Raw genomic sequence first — 16,848 nt, forward strand, 5'->3', positions numbered from 1 at the left:
AAACAGCGACATTTTGCTCAATTCTTGAGCGAAAGCTCAATTACGCCAGCCCACGTTAAGCTTTCGTTCGGAATTTGCCCCTAGAACTGGGGTGTCAGGACGAAACAACTATCGGAGAGCTTATTTCATCCTGAGCATGCCCTTGTTTATGGCGCCAAGGCCAAACGGTTCCAGTCATGGCTGACTTAGGGACACGCGCTTATGGCAAATATGGAGCGTATGTTGGGAATGATGTCTTTTAGTTTCTCTTCTGATGCCAAGGCCGTGCTGGCCGCAATGAGCAAGTCTCAATCAATTATCGAGTTCGACCTCACCGGAAAAATCCTGACGGCGAACGAAAACTTCTGCGCCGCGCTCGGCTACGAGCTGCATGAAATCACCGGTCAGCATCACCGTATATTCGTTGACCCGGCCGAGGCCGCCAGCGCCGAATACCAACAATTCTGGAGCGATCTTGCCGCCGGCAGGTTTGATCGACGCCAGTATAAGCGGATCGGAAAGGGCGGGAGAGAAGTCTGGATCGAAGCATCGTACAATCCGGTTTCGCGTGGCGGTAAGCCCTACAAGGTGATCAAGTTCGCCACAGACATCACCGAGCAGAAGTTGAAGTCTGCCGAGGATGCAGGCAAGCTCGATGCCCTCTCCCGGTCTCAGGCCGTTATCGAATTTACGCCTTCAGGCGAGATTCTCACAGCCAATCAGAACTTTCTGGATGTTCTGGGTTACCAACTCGCCGAGATTAAAGGCAAGCATCATTCGATGTTCTGCGACAGCGCTTACACCAATAGCGATGACTACCGGCGCTTCTGGAACCGTCTCGCCGGTGGAGAGTTTGTCGCTGACGAGTTTCTGCGTATCGGCAAAAATGGCAAGAAGGCTTATATTCAGGCCTCCTACAATCCGGTCTTCAACATGAACGGCAAGGTCAGCAAGGTCGTAAAATTTGCGACCGATGTTACGACTCGCGTCGAGAACGTGGATCAGCTTGCGCTGGCGCTGCAAAGCGTCGCACAGGGCGATCTCACACCGCAGCTTTCGTCTCCCTTCCTGCCGGCGCTTGAGAAACTCCGCACGGACTTTAACGGTGCGGCTTCAAAGCTTCGCGCAGCTATGGAAGCGGTCTCGCACAATGCAGGTGCCATAGCGGCAGCTTCCCAGGAAATCCGATCTGCCTCTGATGATCTCTCTCGGCGAACGGAGCAGCAGGCGGCCTCTGTTGAGGAGACAGCCGCTGCACTCGAGGAAATAACGACTACGGTTGCCGATTCCAGCCACCGGGCACAGGAAGCGGGTCAGCTTGTGCGCAAGACGAAAGAAAACGCCGAGCGCTCCGGCCTTGTTGTGCGCCAGGCTGTCGAGGCGATGGGCAAGATCGAGTCTTCTGCGTCTGAGATTAGCAATATTATCGGTGTAATTGACGAAATCGCCTTTCAGACCAATCTTCTCGCGCTGAATGCCGGCGTTGAAGCCGCACGCGCAGGCGACGCAGGCAAGGGCTTTGCCGTCGTTGCACAGGAAGTCCGCGAGCTTGCGCAGCGGTCGGCCAAAGCCGCTAAAGAGATCAAGGACCTCATCGGCACCTCAAACGGCCATGTGAAGAGCGGCGTGGCGCTTGTTGGTGAGACAGGCAAGGCCTTGGAGGAAATCGTCGGTCAGGTCGTGCAAGTCGATGGCAATGTTGGCGCTATTGTTGGGGCGTCGAAAGAACAGGCGACCGGCCTGAAGGAAATCAACACGGCCGTTAATACGATCGATCAGGGCACACAGCAGAATGCCGCCATGGTCGAAGAAACATCAGCTGCTGCGCACAGCCTTGCAAAGGAAGCAGACGCACTCTTCCGGTTGCTATCGCAATTCAATATTGGCGCGAGCACGAATTCACGACGCTCCATACCAGCGCCCGTATTGACTGCCTCTCGCCATGCTGGTTCGCCAGCCCGTCAGATAATGGCCAAAGTAGCAAATGCATTCCAGGGAAATGCTGCCATCAAGAATGACAGCTGGGAGGAGTTTTGATGTCCAACCTTTCGCGCGATATGAACGGTCAAACGACGCTCGACATCATCGCTTTCCAGCTTGGGGGGCAGACATTCTGCATCCAAACAACCTCTGTTCGCGAAATTCGCGGATGGGCGCCATCGACACCTCTGCCGCATTCCTCGCCGGAGGTTCTTGGAATAATCAATCTGCGCGGGACCGTCATACCGACGATCGATCTGTCGCTTAAGCTCGGAATGCGTTCGGGCGAGAGATCGGAGAGAAGTGCCATCGTCGTGGTCGAGGTCAGCGGTAAACCGATGGGGCTCGTGGTTGATCAAGTGACCGATATGCTGTCTGTCACCGCCGATCAGTTACAGCCGACGCCTGATATTATCGGCCCCTTCGACCGGTCCTGTTGCGAAGGTATCATTACCCACATGTCGGGTATGATCTGTTTTCTCAATCTGAATTCTATGTTCGCGCCTGGCGACACGCTGGCAGCTTAGCGGTTTGCTGCACACGGTTAAGGCGAGATACCTTAACGCCCCTTCAACGCATATCCATTAATGTCGTAATCACCTGGGAAGATGCATTCCTAATAGTACCGGCATGACGCCATTTCTGGCTCCAGGGGGTCCTTCATGCCGTCAATGCATTCAAACCGTGCCAAATGGGAGGCAATGGTCTGGCTCTTCGTGTTTGCGATAATCTACGGAGCGGCGCTCTTCTTCAACGCGCATGAAGTGCTTGATACCTATTTTCGCATACATGAGCAGTATGATCTCGACGAAATATTCACTGCCTTGAACATAGCCGGAGCGCTCGGTCTGATCTATTCGGTGCTTCGCATCAAGGATATGTCTCGAGAGATCCAGCGACGCCTGACGGCGGAGAAAAATGTCGACTGGATTGCCTGCCACGATCCACTGACAGAGTTACCCAACAGACGGTACTTGGCCTCTACCCTCCTGAATCCGCAGATCCTACCGTGCAAAGACGGAACCGCGATCTTTAGCATCGATCTTGACGGCTTCAAGAAGGTCAACGATCTCCTCGGGCACGATCAGGGAGATCGTGTTCTGAAGGCCGTGGCCGAACGGCTGACCTGCATTTTCCCCCACGACAATGTCTATCGATTGGGAGGGGACGAATTTGTCGTGGTTATTGAGCGAAAAGGCAACCAGGATCTGACGGCCGTTGGAAGACACATGGTCGTTGCGATCAGCAAACCAATCTCCATAAATGGTGCTACCGTCGAGATTGGATCGAGTGTCGGTTTTGCGCGCATACCTGAAGACAGCAGAACACTGGCGGAAGCCCTTCAATATTCCGATTGCGCTATGTACGCGGCAAAGAAGGAGGGCCGCAACGTCGTCAAGGCGTTCTTGCCGGTAATGCAGGAGGAGTTGGTCCGGCGGATCCAGATGGAAGCGGATCTGAAGCTGGCCATGAAACTGAAGAAAATCCGTCCCTACTATCAGCCTCTCGTAGACCTCAAGACCCAACAAACTGTCGGATACGAAGCTCTTGCCCGGTGGGAGATGTCACCGGGCAAATTCATTCCGCCATGCGAATTCATTCCGCTGGCCGAGGACGCCGGATTGATTGTCGAGCTCACTGACCAGTTGTTCCGCATCGCCTGCCAGGATGCGCTGTCGTGGCCCGCTCACACTGTTCTTTCCTTCAATATTTCTCCGGTACAACTGAGCGATCGACTGCTTGGACTGCGCCTCCTTAAGATTCTCGGCGAAGTCGGACTACCTGTCCACCGACTGGAGCTTGAAGTCACGGAAAGCGCGCTCATCAACGATCCGGAAACAGCCCGTGGTGTTCTTGACGATCTTGTCAAATCCGGCATCAATATCGCACTGGATGATTTCGGAACCGGCTATTCCAGTCTCTCACAGCTGTCGAGCTACAATTTCAATAAGATCAAGATCGACAGAAGCTTCGTGGCAACATTCGAAGACAGCGACAGGCAGGAGAAGATCGTCCGTGCGATCATAGCGCTCGGGGCCGGGCTCGGGGTGAAGATCACCGCCGAGGGCATCGAAGACGAAACCCAACTCCGCCGTCTACAAGATCTTGGATGCGACATAGGACAGGGATATCTCCTCGGTAAGCCTTGCCCGATCGAGAAGACGTTGAAGGTTGCCGAACGAAATCTCGCAGAGCCTGACCGATCAACCGTTAAGCCGATAAAACGTCACATCACTCAATAGGCTTTTAAGCGAAAAGGATGTCAAATAGATATGCAATTCTATATTGCATGATCTGGTTTATCAGCTTCCCCGTTTGAGTGGGCATACAGGTTTCCCGCATCGCGAGCTGGCCGCTCAACGAAAGGGACTGCGGTCGATTCCATGACCGCAATTCCACTTCGTGCGCGCGATTTTAGTTGTAGGACTCTTCTACAGCCGCATAAGCTGCCTTTCATATATAAAAACGGATGATCGCCACTAGGGCAAGAAACATACTGGGGCCGGCGATTTCCAACCATCGCGTCGTGTGCTGATCGCGTCGGGCGCGGACACGCTGGTGCATATCGGCCACTTCAGCACGCATCGCGGCCAGTATGTCGAGTTCGGCTTGGGTGTCCCTGGGCCTGTAAGCGGAGCGTCTCACCGGCTCGTCGATTTCCTCGAGATATTCACGCCATTGCGCATCGCTCTCGAAGCCGTGTTTGCGGATATCCGTCATGTTCGCCTCCCTCAGATCATGATCTCGCCGCCGGTAACGGGGATCACCGCGCCCGTCATGTAGCTTCCGAGATCAGAGGCGAGTAGAACATAGGCGCCGGCAAGTTCGGCCGGCTGACCTGCGCGGCCAAGCAGTGCCTGTTTTCCGAAATCCCTGGTCTTGTCGGGCGACATGGTGGAAGGGATGAGCGGCGTCCAGATCGGTCCAGGCGCGACCGCGTTGACGCGAATACCCCTGTCGGCGACCATCTCCGCCAGGCCGGCAGTGAAATTCGAAATCGCCCCTTTTGTCGACGCATATGCCAGAAGATGCGACGACGGCTGGCGGGACTGGATCGAGGTCGTGTTGATGATGGAACTGCCCGGCTTCATGTGCGGGATCGCAGCACGCGACAGAAAGAATGGGGCGTATATGTTGGTTCGGAAGGTCTGGTCCCACTCCTCGGTGCTGATATCGGCGATATCGCCATAGGTTCGCTGGAACGCGGCGTTGTTGACGAGAATGTCGATCCGCCCGAAGTTCTCGAGGCATTGGCGGACGAGATGCTCGCAATGCTCCTCGCGCGTAATGTCGCCCGGCAGAACCACGGCCTTGCGGCCTGCGGCCTCGACGAGACGCGCAGTATCGTTCGCGTCCTGGTCCTCACTCAAGTAGGAGATCACGATGTCGGCGCCTTCCCGTGCGAAGGCGATGGCAACAGCGCGACCGATACCGGAGTCCCCGCCGGTAATCAGTGCCACCCTTCCTTCGAGACGGCCGGCTCCGACATAGCTTTCTTCGCCATGATCGGGCGGCGGATTCATTGCGTTCGTCAGGCCAGGAGGACTTTGCTGCTGTTCGGGTTGTGGCGGAACGGGGCGACGCACGTTGTTCTCAGACATCTCGGTCTCCGTATGAGTGGGTTCGCTCACCCAACTCGGCGTGCGCCGCGATGTTCCCTTCTGCACGGCTAACCCTAAAGGCCGGCAAGATCCCGCACGTAAATCAAAGGTGTGGGGGACATATCTGCACGCTTCGGGTTGAAGATTTGCTCCGAACATGGCCTGAAGCGGCCCCCGAAACTGCAGGTGCGGTAGACGTCGCACCCGGAGTTTCCATTTTTGCAATCTCGGCTCTCTGCAAAGCGCGTCGCGCCAGACCGGTCTAATCCGCCGAATCCGCAGCAATATGGCTGTCGATGCCGCGTGTCGTCAGGCCTGCGGCAGACACATCGCGCACACCCTTTACGCTTCGAACCAAGCGGAGAAGGTGTTTTCGGTCATCCTCACTGTCAACGGCGCCTTCGAGTTCGGCAACGCCGCCGCGGATGGATATCTGCAGCATGTCGAGTTCCACGCGGCCGTCTTCCTCGAGCGCTTCCATGATACGAGCCTCCAGATCGTCATCGCTGATCGTGCCGGCCTCATCGTCGGAGAATGGCTTCGGTGCTCCGTCCACGTCCCGTGCGTCGGGATCCGATATAACGGCAAGGCGCTCGTTATCGATCTGGTCAAGTTCGGATCCGCGTGCGCCATAGGGTGCGTTGCCGCCAGCCTTGCGGCCGTCATCATTGTCCGAGTACGGCCAGCCGTCGCGGATATCCCGCTCTTCATAGTCGCGAAAGTCTTCTTCGCGGGATGGGTGCTTGGGATCGGTCATCGTCGTTTCCTCGCTCAAAATTGGCGTCGTACCCGTAACCGATGAGTGTTCAGCGTTGTTCCACGCACACTTTCGCAAGTCAGTACGACGCCCCGCCACTTGAAGCATTCAAGGACAATCTGCCGAAGAGAGTGGCCGGCGCAAATCAACCGCCTTCCCCCCGCGCAGACAGCCAATTCTCGCAACGAAAACGCAAAACATTGGAGAACGCGAACGAGGAGCTGCGCACGGGTTTCCGCAGCCAACCGAAGAATAGCAACTAACCGGCGGTATATCTTATGAACTCAAGTCGGCAGAGGTGTTGGCCGCTGCTAACACGTTCAGACAGATCATGTGCCCTGCTGAACCACAGTCGAGCGCTTTTTCAACCAGCGGAACACACGGATTTCATCCTCATCCAGCCAATCCAGCAGACGTTTTGCACTGGTTTTCAGCTTCAGCACATCGCGCAGCTTGCCTTCATGAAAGTCCTCGAAGACCGCCGGATGAATGTATGACGAGCGGCATACGGCACGCGTGTTTACGAGTTTCGCCGCGACCGTATCGATCGCCTGATTGATCTGTCTGGTGAGTTCGCGCTTGGTCGGCGAAACGTCGACAGCGGCGAGTGCCTCAACCGCCATGCAAGTGGCACCCCATGTGCGAAACTGCTTCGAGCTGAAACCGTCGCCGGTGATCTCGCGGATATAGGCATTCACGTCCTGCGAGGAGATAGGCCGGCAGCCACCTTCGTCACACACATACTGAAAAAGATGTTGCCCGGGCAATTCTTGAAGCTTGCGGACCACGTTGGCAATGCGCCGGTCGCTGTGGACAAGGTTCCACTCTTTGCCCGACTTTCCTTTAAAACGGAACTTGAGATTGCCGCCGTCGACGCTGACATGCCGGTTGCGCAAAGTCGTCAGGCCGTAGGACTTGTTCGTTTCTGCATAGGCCGCATTGCCGACGCGAATATAGAGATTGTCGAGCATCCAAATGACAGTGGCCAGTGCCTTGTCAAAAGTGAGCCCCGGGGACCGCAGGTCGCGTTCCACGCGCGCACGCAGGTCTGGCAGACGGTTCGCAAACTCGACAAGCCGGTCAAATTTGGCGCGTCCGCGCTCGGCGTGCCAACCAGGATGATAGCGGTACTGGCGCCGACGCCGCGCGTCCTTTCCGACAGCCTGCAAATGAGAATAAGGGTTGGTGGAGATCAACACATCGGTATAAGCAGGCGGTATCGCAAGGGCATTCAATCGGGCAATTTCTGTGCGGTCTGTGATCCGTCGCCCGTCGGGCCCATAATACAGGTATCCTCTGGCGCCCTGTTTTCGCGTGATACCCGTTTCCAAGCCTTCGATGTAAACCAACCGCGCGTGCAGGTCGGTATCGGGAGAGGAATCGGCCAACGCGCGGATCATCTGGTTCATGACGCGATAACTCTCGGACCGGTCTGCTGTTCCCCGAACAACGGCGTGTCGTAGGGCGTGTTTCTACAAGGGGCTTTCGGAGAAGCGCGGTGTCTATAGCGACGACTCAAGCGTTGGCCTGCTTGCCCCACCACCGAAACACTCGGCTGCGACAGGCTCGATCAGGACCGAGCCGACAGTCCGCTTCTCCGGCGCTTCAACGATGACACCCCGTTCTCGGTCCATTGAAAGTCGAGAAAGTCGTCGGTTTCGGAACGGCTGAAGCCGACTTGGCGACAGAGCATAAGTCTGCGGGCAGTCGCCATCGTCTCTGCCGTTATTCTATCGCCCCAAGATCGTTCAAAGCTTTCAGTTGATCAACGGCAGGCTCACCGTCCACAAAAACCCGAAAAGCTTTGCCTTGATTCTTGAGTCCCTGCGCCGCTTTCAACGCGTCCGGAAAGACCAGTTTCGGCTCATCGCGCGTGTCGCTTCCGCCAGGGTCGAGTGAGCTGAGCGCAACGATCTGATAAGTGGTCGGCATTCCGTTCTCCTGTTTCAACCTTCATTTCCATCCGAAACGAAATTGTCGGGCACGGCCGCACGGGCACGTCTCATTGCCTCCACCTGGTCGAGCCAATTCCGGTTGAGGACCTGCTGTATCCCTACAGCAATGTCCTCCACGCTCCAGTTGGCATCTTCCAGTTCCTGAACGAGAGCCGTGAGCTTCGTGTCGATGATCGCGTTCAGTTCGTCGGTTCGGGCATTGCGGGGATCACGCATGTATATGGCCTCGTTGTGTAGCGCTCGTGCGGCATGAAGCGAACGTGGTGGTATCTCTCCTCAACAACGCATGAGGTGACATCAAGTTTCGAGGTGTGGCTCGAATGGCGCCGGAAAATGGAACCGTATCGGCATTGGGCGGTTAATTGTCGTTGTGGCAACGCGCGGCATTTTCGTGAAAGACCTGAGATGGGTTCCTGCTGCCGCGGGGAAGGAGCCAGCCTTGGCGGTGGAAGACATTAACAGCAATGGGTTGCTCGCCTGTATCGAACCCGATGACATGACGGCAGTATCCGCTCAGTTGGAGCGCGTCGATCTCGATCAGGGACAGTTCCTGTTTCAATCCTATGAGGTCATCGAGCACGTCTATTTTTTCCTGAGCGGGCTATCATCCGAAATCGCGGGATTGCGCGGCAAGGAAGTGGAAGTCGGGTGTGTCGGCGCCGAGGGTTTATCAGGCGTGCCTGCTCTTCTGGGCGTTGACAGCAGCCCGCATTACGCCTTCATGCAGGTGGGTGGCAAAGCCTTGCGCATCAGGACGGATGCCTTGAGGGAGCTAATGGAAAAGCGGCCGAGGCTACGCTGGCTTCTCCTGCGCTTCGCACATGTCTTCATGATGCAGATCGCCGCCACCAGTCTGGCGAATGGCCGGTTCAACGTGGAGCAGCGCTTGGCGCGCTGGCTGTTGATGTCGCAGGACCGCCTCGGCGACCGCCTTTCTCTCACGCACGATTTCTTTGCGCTCATGCTTGGCGTTCGCCGGCCCAGTGTGACGGATGCCCTTCATACGCTGGAGGGAAAGCACTTGATCAAGTCCACACGCCGACTCGTGACGATCCAGGATCGCGCCGGACTGGAAAACCTCGCCGGAGCGTCATACGGACTGCCGGAAACGGAGTATCGACGGCTTATCGCGGGCCAGTGTGAACCATTGGCGCCGCTCACTGCGGCTTCGATCTGAGCGCTGAACGAAATGGAACGCTGACAAGAACGCGGCCGTCTTCATCAGCGATGTCAAAAAATTGCCCATCCGGCTCATACCCCGCCAGAACATGTTCCGCCATGATCTCGCGTGCCGCGAGCCTGGCATCCTGAATCGCAAGCTCCAAATTATCGAACTCCGATCCTTCCAGGTCCCGCTCCGTGCGTGCTCCGTCACGGATATTGAAGAAATATCGCACCCTGTTGCCTCCTGCAAACCATGCGAACAGAAAGCTGCCGTGGTTTGTTCCTGAAGGTTTTTCACTCCGCACGCTGATGCACCCATGGGCCCCGGCCACACGTCCGATACCAGACGCGACAACCACCAATCGGTTTTCATCCTTGGGGCGAACGGAACATCCGGCGATGCAGGCGGTTTGGGCTCGTGAAAGGAGATTTGATATGGGCATCAACAAACCGCAGGACGGCGCACCAGGCACCACCGACCAATCCCCCCGCTGGGAAGGGCCGGAAGCATCCAGACCGCGCGGCTACCTCCCTGCCAAAGACGACCCGGATACCGCACGTGATGCCGTCGGCGAAACGAACAAGGACCCGGAGCGCAACGGCGTCAAAGACGCTATGAAGGCCAAAGGCGATCGCGCCGGACAATCTCCCGCCGTGCGGTCACTTCACGAAGAGCAGTCCGGCCAGGCGCAACCCAGCCAGGAAGGAAGGCTTCAGAAAGGGCTGGAAGACACATTCCCCGCCTCAGACCCTATTTCAGCGTCCAGCCCGTCGACCGTCAAGAAACACGTCGCGCAGAGTGAAGTCACGAAGCTGGAAGAGTAACCATCGTAGCCAAGCGCCACTATGGTTTCAGCCTGATCGGGCGCGGTTATCACAGCCTGAAGCGGCGGCAAAAGGATGCCGCCGTTATTTCTACGCCATGAGACGAACCGCAAGTCTGTTTTCCGTCAGTCGAACAGCGTGCCGCGTGCACCTTCCTGCTCGTGTGCCAGCTGCCGTATCGCAGCGCCAGCCTCGTCGGTGCGCCAACCCGCCCTCTCTGCTTGCGCGATGAGCTCCGCGAAATCGCCCGCAGGGCCTGTTGTCATAGTCGCGGTAAGATCCTCCGGAGCCGCTATCGCCAGATCCGCGACGGCGGGTCTTAGCGCCGCGACACAGTCGGCGCTGCGTCCGGGATAGTCTGCACTCTCCTTGGGAGGGTCGATAGCGTGCTGATGCGGCATGGCCGATTCTCCTGGTTGGCATTAAAATGCCAATCCCCGCCAGCCTCCGTTGTTCCGTGCCACGGCAGGAACAATCCCTTGACGCCAAGGTTGGTCCTTTTTCCGAATGGAAAGAGGCACAATGAAACGAAAGAGGTGCGCAAGAGACCATGTCTACCCATGACCCTTACACGCATTCTCAGGTCGTCATTCTCGGTGCGGGCTTTGCGGGTCTTGCCTGCGCAAAGGGCCTCGGCAATTCCGGCATCAGCGTGACCGTCGTGGACAGGCGAAATCACAATCTCTTCCAGCCCCTGCTCTATCAGGTGGCAACCGCCGCCCTGTCGCCGGCCGATATCGCAGAGCCGGTGCGTCGGACGCTCGGCCGGTATGACAATATTCATGTCATGCTGGGCGAGGTGGTAGGTATCGACCACCTAGGCCATCGGGTCATGCTGAAAGACGGCACGTCACTCCCCTATGACGAACTGGTCATCGCGACCGGCTCGGAATACAACTACTTTGGAAACGACGAGTGGAAGCCATTCGCGCCGGGCCTCAAGACCGTTCACGAAGCACGGCTCATCCGCCACAGGCTGCTGTCCGCCTTCGAGCAAGCAGAGCGCGCAACCGATCCCGCCATTCGCAAACGCCTGCTGACATTCGCCATCATCGGCGGCGGACCAACTGGCGTCGAGATGGCCGGCGCCATTTCCGAACTGGCGCGCCACATGATCCATCATGACTTCAAGGCCATCAACAAGCACGAGGTCGATGTTCTTCTGATCGAGGCCGGGCCGCGCATCCTCACCGCTTTTCCGGAGAAACTTGCAGCCTATGCGCACAATTATCTGACGGATATCGGCGTTCGGATTTTGACCGGACGCAGCGTCACCGGCATCGACGCCAACTCGTTGTTGCTTGACGACGAGCGCATCGAAACAAGTTGCATCGTATGGGGAGCGGGCGTACGCGCCTCGCCCGCGGCACGCTGGCTTGGCGTGGAAGGCGGTCAGCAGGGGCGCATCCCTGTGGAACCCGATCTTGCGCTGCGCGGACAGCCCGATATTTCGATCATTGGCGATACGGCGTTTGCGAAGGACGAGGACGGAAAGCCGCTTCCAGCGCTTGCACAGGTCGCCAAGCAGCAGGGGGCATATCTGGCGGATCGCCTGCGGCATAAACTAACGGGACGCGCCCACACCGCACCGTTCCGGTTTCACAATCGTGGCAACACGGCGGTCATCGGCCGTAATGCCGCAATCTTCGACTTCGGATCCTGGACGCTGAAGGGACGCATGGCCTGGTTTCTCTGGGCGCTCGTCCACGTCTATCTTCTGGTGAATTTTGAAAAGCGGCTGCTGGTGAGCATCCAGTGGATAACCCGCTACTTCACCAGGCAGCGCAGTGCGCGTTTGATTGACGAGAACCACGGCCGCGATGACGACAGCTCGGATCCCCCAGACAAACCGGTGGAGGCTCAGCCAGCGACCTGCCGCTGATCCGCAGCCTCACCACAGTCGAGTATTGCAGCTTGCACTGGTATTTTCCAAGTCAAGCATCTGGACACGCAGGACACGGCGCTAGAATGCACCTTTCGCGTAGAACATCCGAGCGGACGCCTCGATAACAGAGCGGTGCTTGTCGGGGTCGAATGTGGTATGGGCGAAAGTGTCGAACCATGGCTGTACGGTCAGCTCATTGAAGACCGACTGCAGAGCACCCAACTCTTCGGGGTCGAACGCGCCCTTGTGTGTCTGGCTGCACATGCTTGCCTCCTGAATGTCAGGGGGAAAGCTTAGAGAACTTGCAACCCAATCCAAAGCAAGAACATTGTACGGAAGCGTACACAGTTTGGGCCGGTCGGCGAGGACAAAGCGCGTGCATATTACCTCTACGCTATGCCGGGTCGCCCGATGTCGTCCTCAAGCATCTTCCGCGCACGATTGACGCGGCTCTTGACCGTCCCGATTTCACAGGCACAAAGCCGTGCGGCGTCGATATAGCTCACGCCCATCGCCACGAGCAGCAATGTGCGCCGGCTGCTGGAGGGAATGCGCTTGAGCGCCGAGCGCAATTCACTGCGACATACCGCCCATTCCTGCGGCGCGCTGATGCTCAGCCGTTCGAAAATCTCCGGGTCCATGCCGGCGGGCTCGCGGCAGCGGCGGCGATATTCCGTGTTGAACGTATTGCGCATGATCGTGAACAGCCACGAGCGAAGATTGGTATTGGGGTGGAACTGATGCGAAGATCGCAGGGCCCGCATAACCGTTTCCTGAACCAGATCCTCCCCATCGCTGTTTGCGCGACACAGTTGGCGCGCAAACAGCCCCAGGGCGGGCAACTGGGCTTCGATCTGGGCGTGAACCGTCTCGTCTAGGGGGGCGGCAACCAAAGTATCCATTCGTTCCTCCATTTCAAGGTGAACGAGATGGGCTCAAACAAGTTGCGGTACGTTAGCGTACTGATGATCACAGGAAAAATCCGGACAAGCGTTCTGCTTCGAGATCGACGAGACCGCTCGGTTTCCGGCGAAAACGCGCGGTGCAGCCGCAATGCGCGTTCAGTCCAAGGGCCGCGCTATAGGTGTCCCGATAAGGCGCTCATATTCCCGCTCGCTTTCGCCATAGGCATCGCGCGCGAAGGCAACAAGGCCAGCCCGGTCGCGGACGCCGACGACGCCCCGTTCAGAATAGATAAGCTTTTTGCCTTCCAGCACATGAAGCGCCGTGGTGACGCTGGGACGCCTCACTGCAAGCACCATCGACATGAACTCATGCGTCAGACTGATTTCCATCCCGTCAACACGGTCGTGGCACATGAGTATCCAGCGGGCGAGACGCTCGCCGATCTGGTGCACCGCATTGGAGAGCGAGGTATAGGCTTGCTGGACAGACAAAGTCTGGATGTAAAAGGACAGCACCCTGTGAATCTCACGATCTTCGGCCATGATCGCCTTGAGTGTGGGAGTGGCGATCCGGAGCGCCTCGCCCGGGATCTGCATGTGGACGGAAAACGGATCGGCATCCACATCCAGAATGGCTGAGGCGGGATACATGCCGTCCCTGCCGATGAGCCCGATTTCACTGCACTGTCCCTCAGGCGACCGGATAGCCACCGATGCGATGCCGCTTTCGAAGAAATAGGCATGCTCCATTGTCTGATGGGCGGACGCAAGCTGGTGCCAGCGAGGCAGCTGAACCCGTTCCAGATGTGGGGTAATCCGTTGCTGGCTGGCTTCCGGTAAACGCCAAAGAAGGTTGTTCCGAAACCCACCGTCGCAACCCGTTGCCATCAACAAATCCAATGCAGTTCATCGACCGCATATCCGCCGGAGCCTCGGTCTTTCTCAAAATCAATGGCTGTCCATCTATGGCCATACAATCGGTGAAACAACCCGGCCCGCAGGGTCGGTACGAAAGCGGACAGACGCGCCACGACGCGTCGTTTGTACGGTTTCGTACGGAGTCCTCCTCGCTGGAACTTCCGACCGCCGGATGCATTTGGACGCTCGACCGGGAGGAACATCATGCAACACGTCGACAGCAATCGCTCTACACCGCAGGCCAGGGTGTATGACGTCGTCATGTACTGCAGGCTGCACGGTATCGACGAAGCGGAAGCTAGAAAACTGGCCCGTCTGATCGGCCGCTTTGCCGACCGGATGTCTATACAGATGAACCTGACGAAACGACCCGTCCGTTTCCGCTGAATCAGACCAGAGCGCTTCGTCCTTCAACACTCTGATTCAGGTTTGAAATGGTGCGCTCTGGTATCATGCCGTCGTGGCATCTGGACGCTCGCCGGCGCCGTCATGCTGGCTGTCGCCATCGTCTTGGCACTCGACCGAATGATACTCGCCGCTCAACGGGATTGATAGCACAGAGCAGAACATGCCGTTGAGCGCCCTCCCCTAGCCGCCGTTTCTCGCCTGCATTATCGCCGGACATCTGATGGTCACTCCCATCCATGCTGCCGGATGATCGTCGCGCGAAACTGAGGCCGTCGTGACGATCCCGGCCCAAGCGCAAGTTCTGCTCTACGCGGGGCTTGCGGTACTGCACATGCTCGTGTTAGCGCCCGCAACGCCTGGCGGCCCGATGCGCACCGTCTGCGTCACCTTCATTTTTGCATTCGGATGGCTTTTGATGAGAGCCCGCTCCAGAGCCGATGAAGCATTTGCCCAGTCGGCGCCTGAACTCCCATCAGGCGAGCGCGGAACTCTCGTGCCAACAAGTGCGGTTATGCGTCGCGAAAGTCGCAAAACCGCACAGCCTGTCGAGCGTAGGCAATGGGCGATAATGTCAGTCGTTCATTCTTTAAGAAGCGTATACGGCCGTTTCAGCCAACGAGGCCGAAAACCACGGCGCTCACGAAGATGAATGCACCCGCAAACAGAACTGTGCTGACGAATGCCTGCCGCTCGGCACGACGGGCACGGCGCGAACCGAACGTCGCGTAAGTCGCACGGCTGTCGAGTTTCATATCGCGCATTGCCACCGTCCTTTGTTCAGGCGACCGTTCGTAGCCGACCGCCCCTGAAGAGCATTTCGTTTTGCTCTGGGGAATATTTCTATAGGATCCCTATAATATTGGTAGGGTATTTTTTCTCATTTTGGCCGCAATCGTAAATTCGCGTTTCTCGATCGCGCGCCAAGGACTTGCGCCACGGCTCACGGCTTGCAGGACCGAGCGTTCTGAGCCATAAATCCCGCCCCACCTGTCGGAGGCAGCCGTCATTGCGAGTGTTGCGGGCCGTGCGTGAACAACACGCCACGACACCTCTCCTGCGCTCCCGCCTGGCCCGACAGCACCGGACACGACTGCGGACCGACCAAAAAGGAGAACGCATCATGGGCGCAACGGGACATCTTGGCACGGCCTGGCGCAAGCGCGACTATCATCGCCAGTGGCTCTGGCGGGAGGCAAACCGCCTCTTCGATTTCTTCCAAAACCGGGCCTTCAATCCGCTTGGCGGCTTTCACGAACTCGACGTCGACGGTCGCCCGCTCAACGCCGGCAACCCGGTGCGCGGCATCCATTCCACCGCCCGCATGGTGCATTCTTTTGCCATCGGCAGCCTGCTCGGCCGCCCCGGATCCGATGATATCGTCGACCACGGCATGAAATTCCTCTGGGAAAAGCACCGTGACCACAAGCGTGGCGGCTACCACTGGTCGCTCGATAATTCCGGGCTGCTCGATGCCACCAAGCAGGGCTACGGCCATGCTTTCGTGCTGCTGGCCGCCTCCAGCGCCAAGCTTGCCGGCCACCCTGATGCCGACCGCATGATCGCCGACGTAACCGAAGTGCTGGACAAGCACTTCTGGGAAGATCGCCACGGCGCCATTGCGGAGGAATTCGAGGCCGATTGGACACCGATTGAGGGTTATCGTGGCCAGAACTCGAATATGCACCTCACAGAGGCCCTCATGGCCGCATACGAGGCCACTGGCGAGCGCTTCTATCTCGACCGAGCGGAACGCATAGCCGACCTCATCATTCGCCGTCGCGCCGCTGAGAGCGGTTTTCGCGTACCCGAACATTTCGATGAAAACTGGGTGCTGGATCGTGATTACCGTGGGAACGAGATGTTCCGCCCCTCCGGCACCACCCCCGGCCACTGGCTGGAATGGACCCGCCTCGTGCTTCAGCTGTATGCGCTTGGTGGCCGCAAGCACGCCTGGATGCCGGAAGCAGCGAAGGCATTGTTCGACCAGTCCCTCGCGCTGGGCTGGGATAAAGAAAAGGGCGGCTTCTACTATACGCTCGACTGGGATGACGTTCCGGCCAAGCGCAATAAGCTCTGGTGGCCCATGGCCGAGGGCGTGGGTGCTGCGGCGTTTCTGTGCGAACACGTGCCCGACGACAAGCACGAGTTCTGGTATCGACGGATCTGGGACACGATTTCCCGTCATGTCCTCGACAATGAGCGTGGCGGCTGGCACGAGGAGCTTACGGAAGAACTCACGCCGAGCTACACGCTGTTTGCCGGCAAGAGCGATATCTATCACGCCCTTCAGGCCTGCCTCATCCCACTTTATCCGGCAACAGGCAGCGTCACGCGCGGCATCATCGAGGCTGGTAACCGCTGACATTGCCTCCCGCCAAAGCGGACTGATAAGGACTAAACTGAAACGCCGCCGCTCCGGCGGCGTTTCTATTATCAGGCGTTCCCTGGTTCCTATCTGCACAAACGCAGC

General features: G+C 57.8%; 19 protein-coding genes and 1 pseudogene. 8 read left to right on the forward strand and 12 right to left on the reverse strand.

Translation table 11 applies throughout. From position 1 onward, the window contains the following. Positions 1-210 precede the first annotated feature (210 nt). From MNR02_RS20650 to MNR02_RS20660, 3 genes are all read left to right on the forward strand, one after another. A complete protein-coding gene (locus tag MNR02_RS20650) occupies positions 211-2,016 on the forward strand; it encodes a methyl-accepting chemotaxis protein (protein WP_371746779.1) in 1,806 nt (601 codons plus the stop codon). Further along, positions 2,016-2,486 carry a chemotaxis protein CheW gene (locus MNR02_RS20655; RefSeq protein WP_241949153.1) on the forward strand — a complete coding sequence of 157 codons (471 nt, stop codon included), beginning with the start codon at positions 2,016-2,018 and terminating at the stop codon, positions 2,484-2,486. The genes MNR02_RS20650 and MNR02_RS20655 overlap by 1 nt, the downstream gene beginning before the upstream one ends. Positions 2,487-2,621: 135 nt before the next feature. Further along, the gene (locus MNR02_RS20660) at positions 2,622-4,202 is read left to right on the forward strand and encodes a bifunctional diguanylate cyclase/phosphodiesterase (protein ID WP_241949154.1); all 1,581 of its coding nucleotides are present in this window, start codon (positions 2,622-2,624) and stop codon (positions 4,200-4,202) included. Between the two features lie 211 nt (positions 4,203-4,413). Here MNR02_RS20660 and MNR02_RS20665 read toward each other — a convergent pair whose 3' ends face one another. The 6 genes from MNR02_RS20665 to MNR02_RS20690 form a co-directional block, all read right to left on the reverse strand. Then, a complete protein-coding gene (locus MNR02_RS20665; protein ID WP_241949155.1) occupies positions 4,414-4,680 on the reverse strand; it encodes a hypothetical protein in 267 nt (88 codons plus the stop codon). A gap of 11 nt (positions 4,681-4,691) precedes the next feature. Next, positions 4,692-5,561, reverse strand: a complete 870-nt coding sequence (locus MNR02_RS20670; protein WP_241949156.1) for an SDR family oxidoreductase — start codon at positions 5,559-5,561, stop codon at positions 4,692-4,694. A gap of 262 nt (positions 5,562-5,823) precedes the next feature. Further along, positions 5,824-6,318, reverse strand: a complete 495-nt coding sequence (locus MNR02_RS20675; protein ID WP_241949157.1) for a BON domain-containing protein — start codon at positions 6,316-6,318, stop codon at positions 5,824-5,826. A 329-nt stretch (positions 6,319-6,647) separates the two neighbouring features. Next, a complete protein-coding gene (locus MNR02_RS20680) occupies positions 6,648-7,727 on the reverse strand; it encodes a DNA topoisomerase IB (RefSeq protein ID WP_241949158.1) in 1,080 nt (359 codons plus the stop codon). A 316-nt stretch (positions 7,728-8,043) separates the two neighbouring features. Further along, positions 8,044-8,250: a hypothetical protein gene (locus MNR02_RS20685; RefSeq protein ID WP_241949159.1), complete on the reverse strand. Its 207-nt coding sequence runs from the start codon at positions 8,248-8,250 to the stop codon at positions 8,044-8,046. A gap of 14 nt (positions 8,251-8,264) precedes the next feature. Next, entirely contained in the window at positions 8,265-8,489 is a 225-nt protein-coding gene (locus MNR02_RS20690; RefSeq protein WP_241949160.1) for a hypothetical protein, read from the reverse strand. Between the two features lie 229 nt (positions 8,490-8,718). On the opposite strand from MNR02_RS20690, the gene MNR02_RS20695 reads away from it, so the two are divergent. After that, a complete protein-coding gene (locus MNR02_RS20695; protein WP_241949578.1) occupies positions 8,719-9,450 on the forward strand; it encodes a Crp/Fnr family transcriptional regulator in 732 nt (243 codons plus the stop codon). On the opposite strand, the gene MNR02_RS20700 is transcribed toward MNR02_RS20695, so the two are convergent. Then, complete coding sequence (locus MNR02_RS20700) at positions 9,431-9,796, reverse strand: hypothetical protein (RefSeq protein WP_371746780.1); 366 nt, start codon at positions 9,794-9,796, stop codon at positions 9,431-9,433. The two genes, MNR02_RS20695 and MNR02_RS20700, sit on opposite strands and share 20 nt — an antisense overlap. 76 nt (positions 9,797-9,872) lie before the next feature. Between MNR02_RS20700 and MNR02_RS20705 the strand changes: the two are divergent. Beyond that, a pseudogene (locus MNR02_RS20705) lies at positions 9,873-10,070 on the forward strand (hypothetical protein); the annotation flags it as partial. Between the two features lie 317 nt (positions 10,071-10,387). Here MNR02_RS20705 and MNR02_RS20710 read toward each other — a convergent pair. After that, positions 10,388-10,528 (reverse strand): hypothetical protein, encoded by a 141-nt coding sequence (locus MNR02_RS20710; protein ID WP_241949162.1) that lies wholly within the window; start codon positions 10,526-10,528, stop codon positions 10,388-10,390. Between the two features lie 284 nt (positions 10,529-10,812). On the opposite strand from MNR02_RS20710, the gene MNR02_RS20715 reads away from it, so the two are divergent. Continuing rightward, positions 10,813-12,144, forward strand: a complete 1,332-nt coding sequence (locus MNR02_RS20715; protein WP_241949163.1) for an NAD(P)/FAD-dependent oxidoreductase — start codon at positions 10,813-10,815, stop codon at positions 12,142-12,144. Positions 12,145-12,225: 81 nt separating this feature from the next. Here the strand turns inward: MNR02_RS20715 and MNR02_RS20720 are convergent, their stop codons facing one another. From MNR02_RS20720 to MNR02_RS20730, 3 genes are all read right to left on the reverse strand, one after another. Further along, a complete protein-coding gene (locus tag MNR02_RS20720; RefSeq protein WP_241949164.1) occupies positions 12,226-12,411 on the reverse strand; it encodes a hypothetical protein in 186 nt (61 codons plus the stop codon). A 125-nt stretch (positions 12,412-12,536) separates the two neighbouring features. Beyond that, complete coding sequence (locus MNR02_RS20725; protein WP_241949165.1) at positions 12,537-13,049, reverse strand: sigma-70 family RNA polymerase sigma factor; 513 nt, start codon at positions 13,047-13,049, stop codon at positions 12,537-12,539. A gap of 159 nt (positions 13,050-13,208) precedes the next feature. Next, complete coding sequence (locus tag MNR02_RS20730; protein ID WP_241603199.1) at positions 13,209-13,940, reverse strand: Crp/Fnr family transcriptional regulator; 732 nt, start codon at positions 13,938-13,940, stop codon at positions 13,209-13,211. 234 nt (positions 13,941-14,174) lie between these two features. Between MNR02_RS20730 and MNR02_RS20735 the strand changes: the two genes are divergently transcribed. Beyond that, entirely contained in the window at positions 14,175-14,357 is a 183-nt protein-coding gene (locus MNR02_RS20735) for a hypothetical protein (protein ID WP_241949166.1), read from the forward strand. 629 nt (positions 14,358-14,986) lie between these two features. On the opposite strand, the gene MNR02_RS20740 is transcribed toward MNR02_RS20735, so the two are convergent. Beyond that, positions 14,987-15,139, reverse strand: a complete 153-nt coding sequence (locus tag MNR02_RS20740; protein WP_241603205.1) for a hypothetical protein — start codon at positions 15,137-15,139, stop codon at positions 14,987-14,989. Between the two features lie 359 nt (positions 15,140-15,498). On the opposite strand from MNR02_RS20740, the gene MNR02_RS20745 reads away from it, so the two are divergent. Continuing rightward, positions 15,499-16,740 (forward strand): AGE family epimerase/isomerase, encoded by a 1,242-nt coding sequence (locus MNR02_RS20745; protein WP_241949167.1) that lies wholly within the window; start codon positions 15,499-15,501, stop codon positions 16,738-16,740. The last annotated feature ends 108 nt before the right edge of the window (positions 16,741-16,848 follow it).

This window comes from Shinella sp. H4-D48, assembly GCF_022637395.1.
GTDB classification, from domain to species: domain Bacteria; phylum Pseudomonadota; class Alphaproteobacteria; order Rhizobiales; family Rhizobiaceae; genus Shinella; species Shinella sedimenti.

Coding starts and splice junctions, on each gene's coding strand:
- MNR02_RS20650 (WP_371746779.1), top strand. CDS start 211: ATGGAGCGTATGTTGGGAATGATGTCTTTTAGTTTCTCTTCTGATGCC.
- MNR02_RS20655 (WP_241949153.1), top strand. CDS start 2,016: ATGTCCAACCTTTCGCGCGATATGAACGGTCAAACGACGCTCGACATC.
- MNR02_RS20660 (WP_241949154.1), top strand. CDS start 2,622: ATGCCGTCAATGCATTCAAACCGTGCCAAATGGGAGGCAATGGTCTGG.
- MNR02_RS20665 (WP_241949155.1), bottom strand. CDS start 4,680: ATGACGGATATCCGCAAACACGGCTTCGAGAGCGATGCGCAATGGCGT.
- MNR02_RS20670 (WP_241949156.1), bottom strand. CDS start 5,561: ATGTCTGAGAACAACGTGCGTCGCCCCGTTCCGCCACAACCCGAACAG.
- MNR02_RS20675 (WP_241949157.1), bottom strand. CDS start 6,318: ATGACCGATCCCAAGCACCCATCCCGCGAAGAAGACTTTCGCGACTAT.
- MNR02_RS20680 (WP_241949158.1), bottom strand. CDS start 7,727: ATGAACCAGATGATCCGCGCGTTGGCCGATTCCTCTCCCGATACCGAC.
- MNR02_RS20685 (WP_241949159.1), bottom strand. CDS start 8,250: ATGCCGACCACTTATCAGATCGTTGCGCTCAGCTCACTCGACCCTGGC.
- MNR02_RS20690 (WP_241949160.1), bottom strand. CDS start 8,489: ATGCGTGATCCCCGCAATGCCCGAACCGACGAACTGAACGCGATCATC.
- MNR02_RS20710 (WP_241949162.1), bottom strand. CDS start 10,528: ATGACAACAGGCCCTGCGGGCGATTTCGCGGAGCTCATCGCGCAAGCA.
- MNR02_RS20715 (WP_241949163.1), top strand. CDS start 10,813: ATGTCTACCCATGACCCTTACACGCATTCTCAGGTCGTCATTCTCGGT.
- MNR02_RS20720 (WP_241949164.1), bottom strand. CDS start 12,411: ATGTGCAGCCAGACACACAAGGGCGCGTTCGACCCCGAAGAGTTGGGT.
- MNR02_RS20725 (WP_241949165.1), bottom strand. CDS start 13,049: ATGGATACTTTGGTTGCCGCCCCCCTAGACGAGACGGTTCACGCCCAG.
- MNR02_RS20730 (WP_241603199.1), bottom strand. CDS start 13,940: ATGGCAACGGGTTGCGACGGTGGGTTTCGGAACAACCTTCTTTGGCGT.
- MNR02_RS20735 (WP_241949166.1), top strand. CDS start 14,175: ATGCAACACGTCGACAGCAATCGCTCTACACCGCAGGCCAGGGTGTAT.
- MNR02_RS20740 (WP_241603205.1), bottom strand. CDS start 15,139: ATGCGCGATATGAAACTCGACAGCCGTGCGACTTACGCGACGTTCGGT.
- MNR02_RS20745 (WP_241949167.1), top strand. CDS start 15,499: ATGGGCGCAACGGGACATCTTGGCACGGCCTGGCGCAAGCGCGACTAT.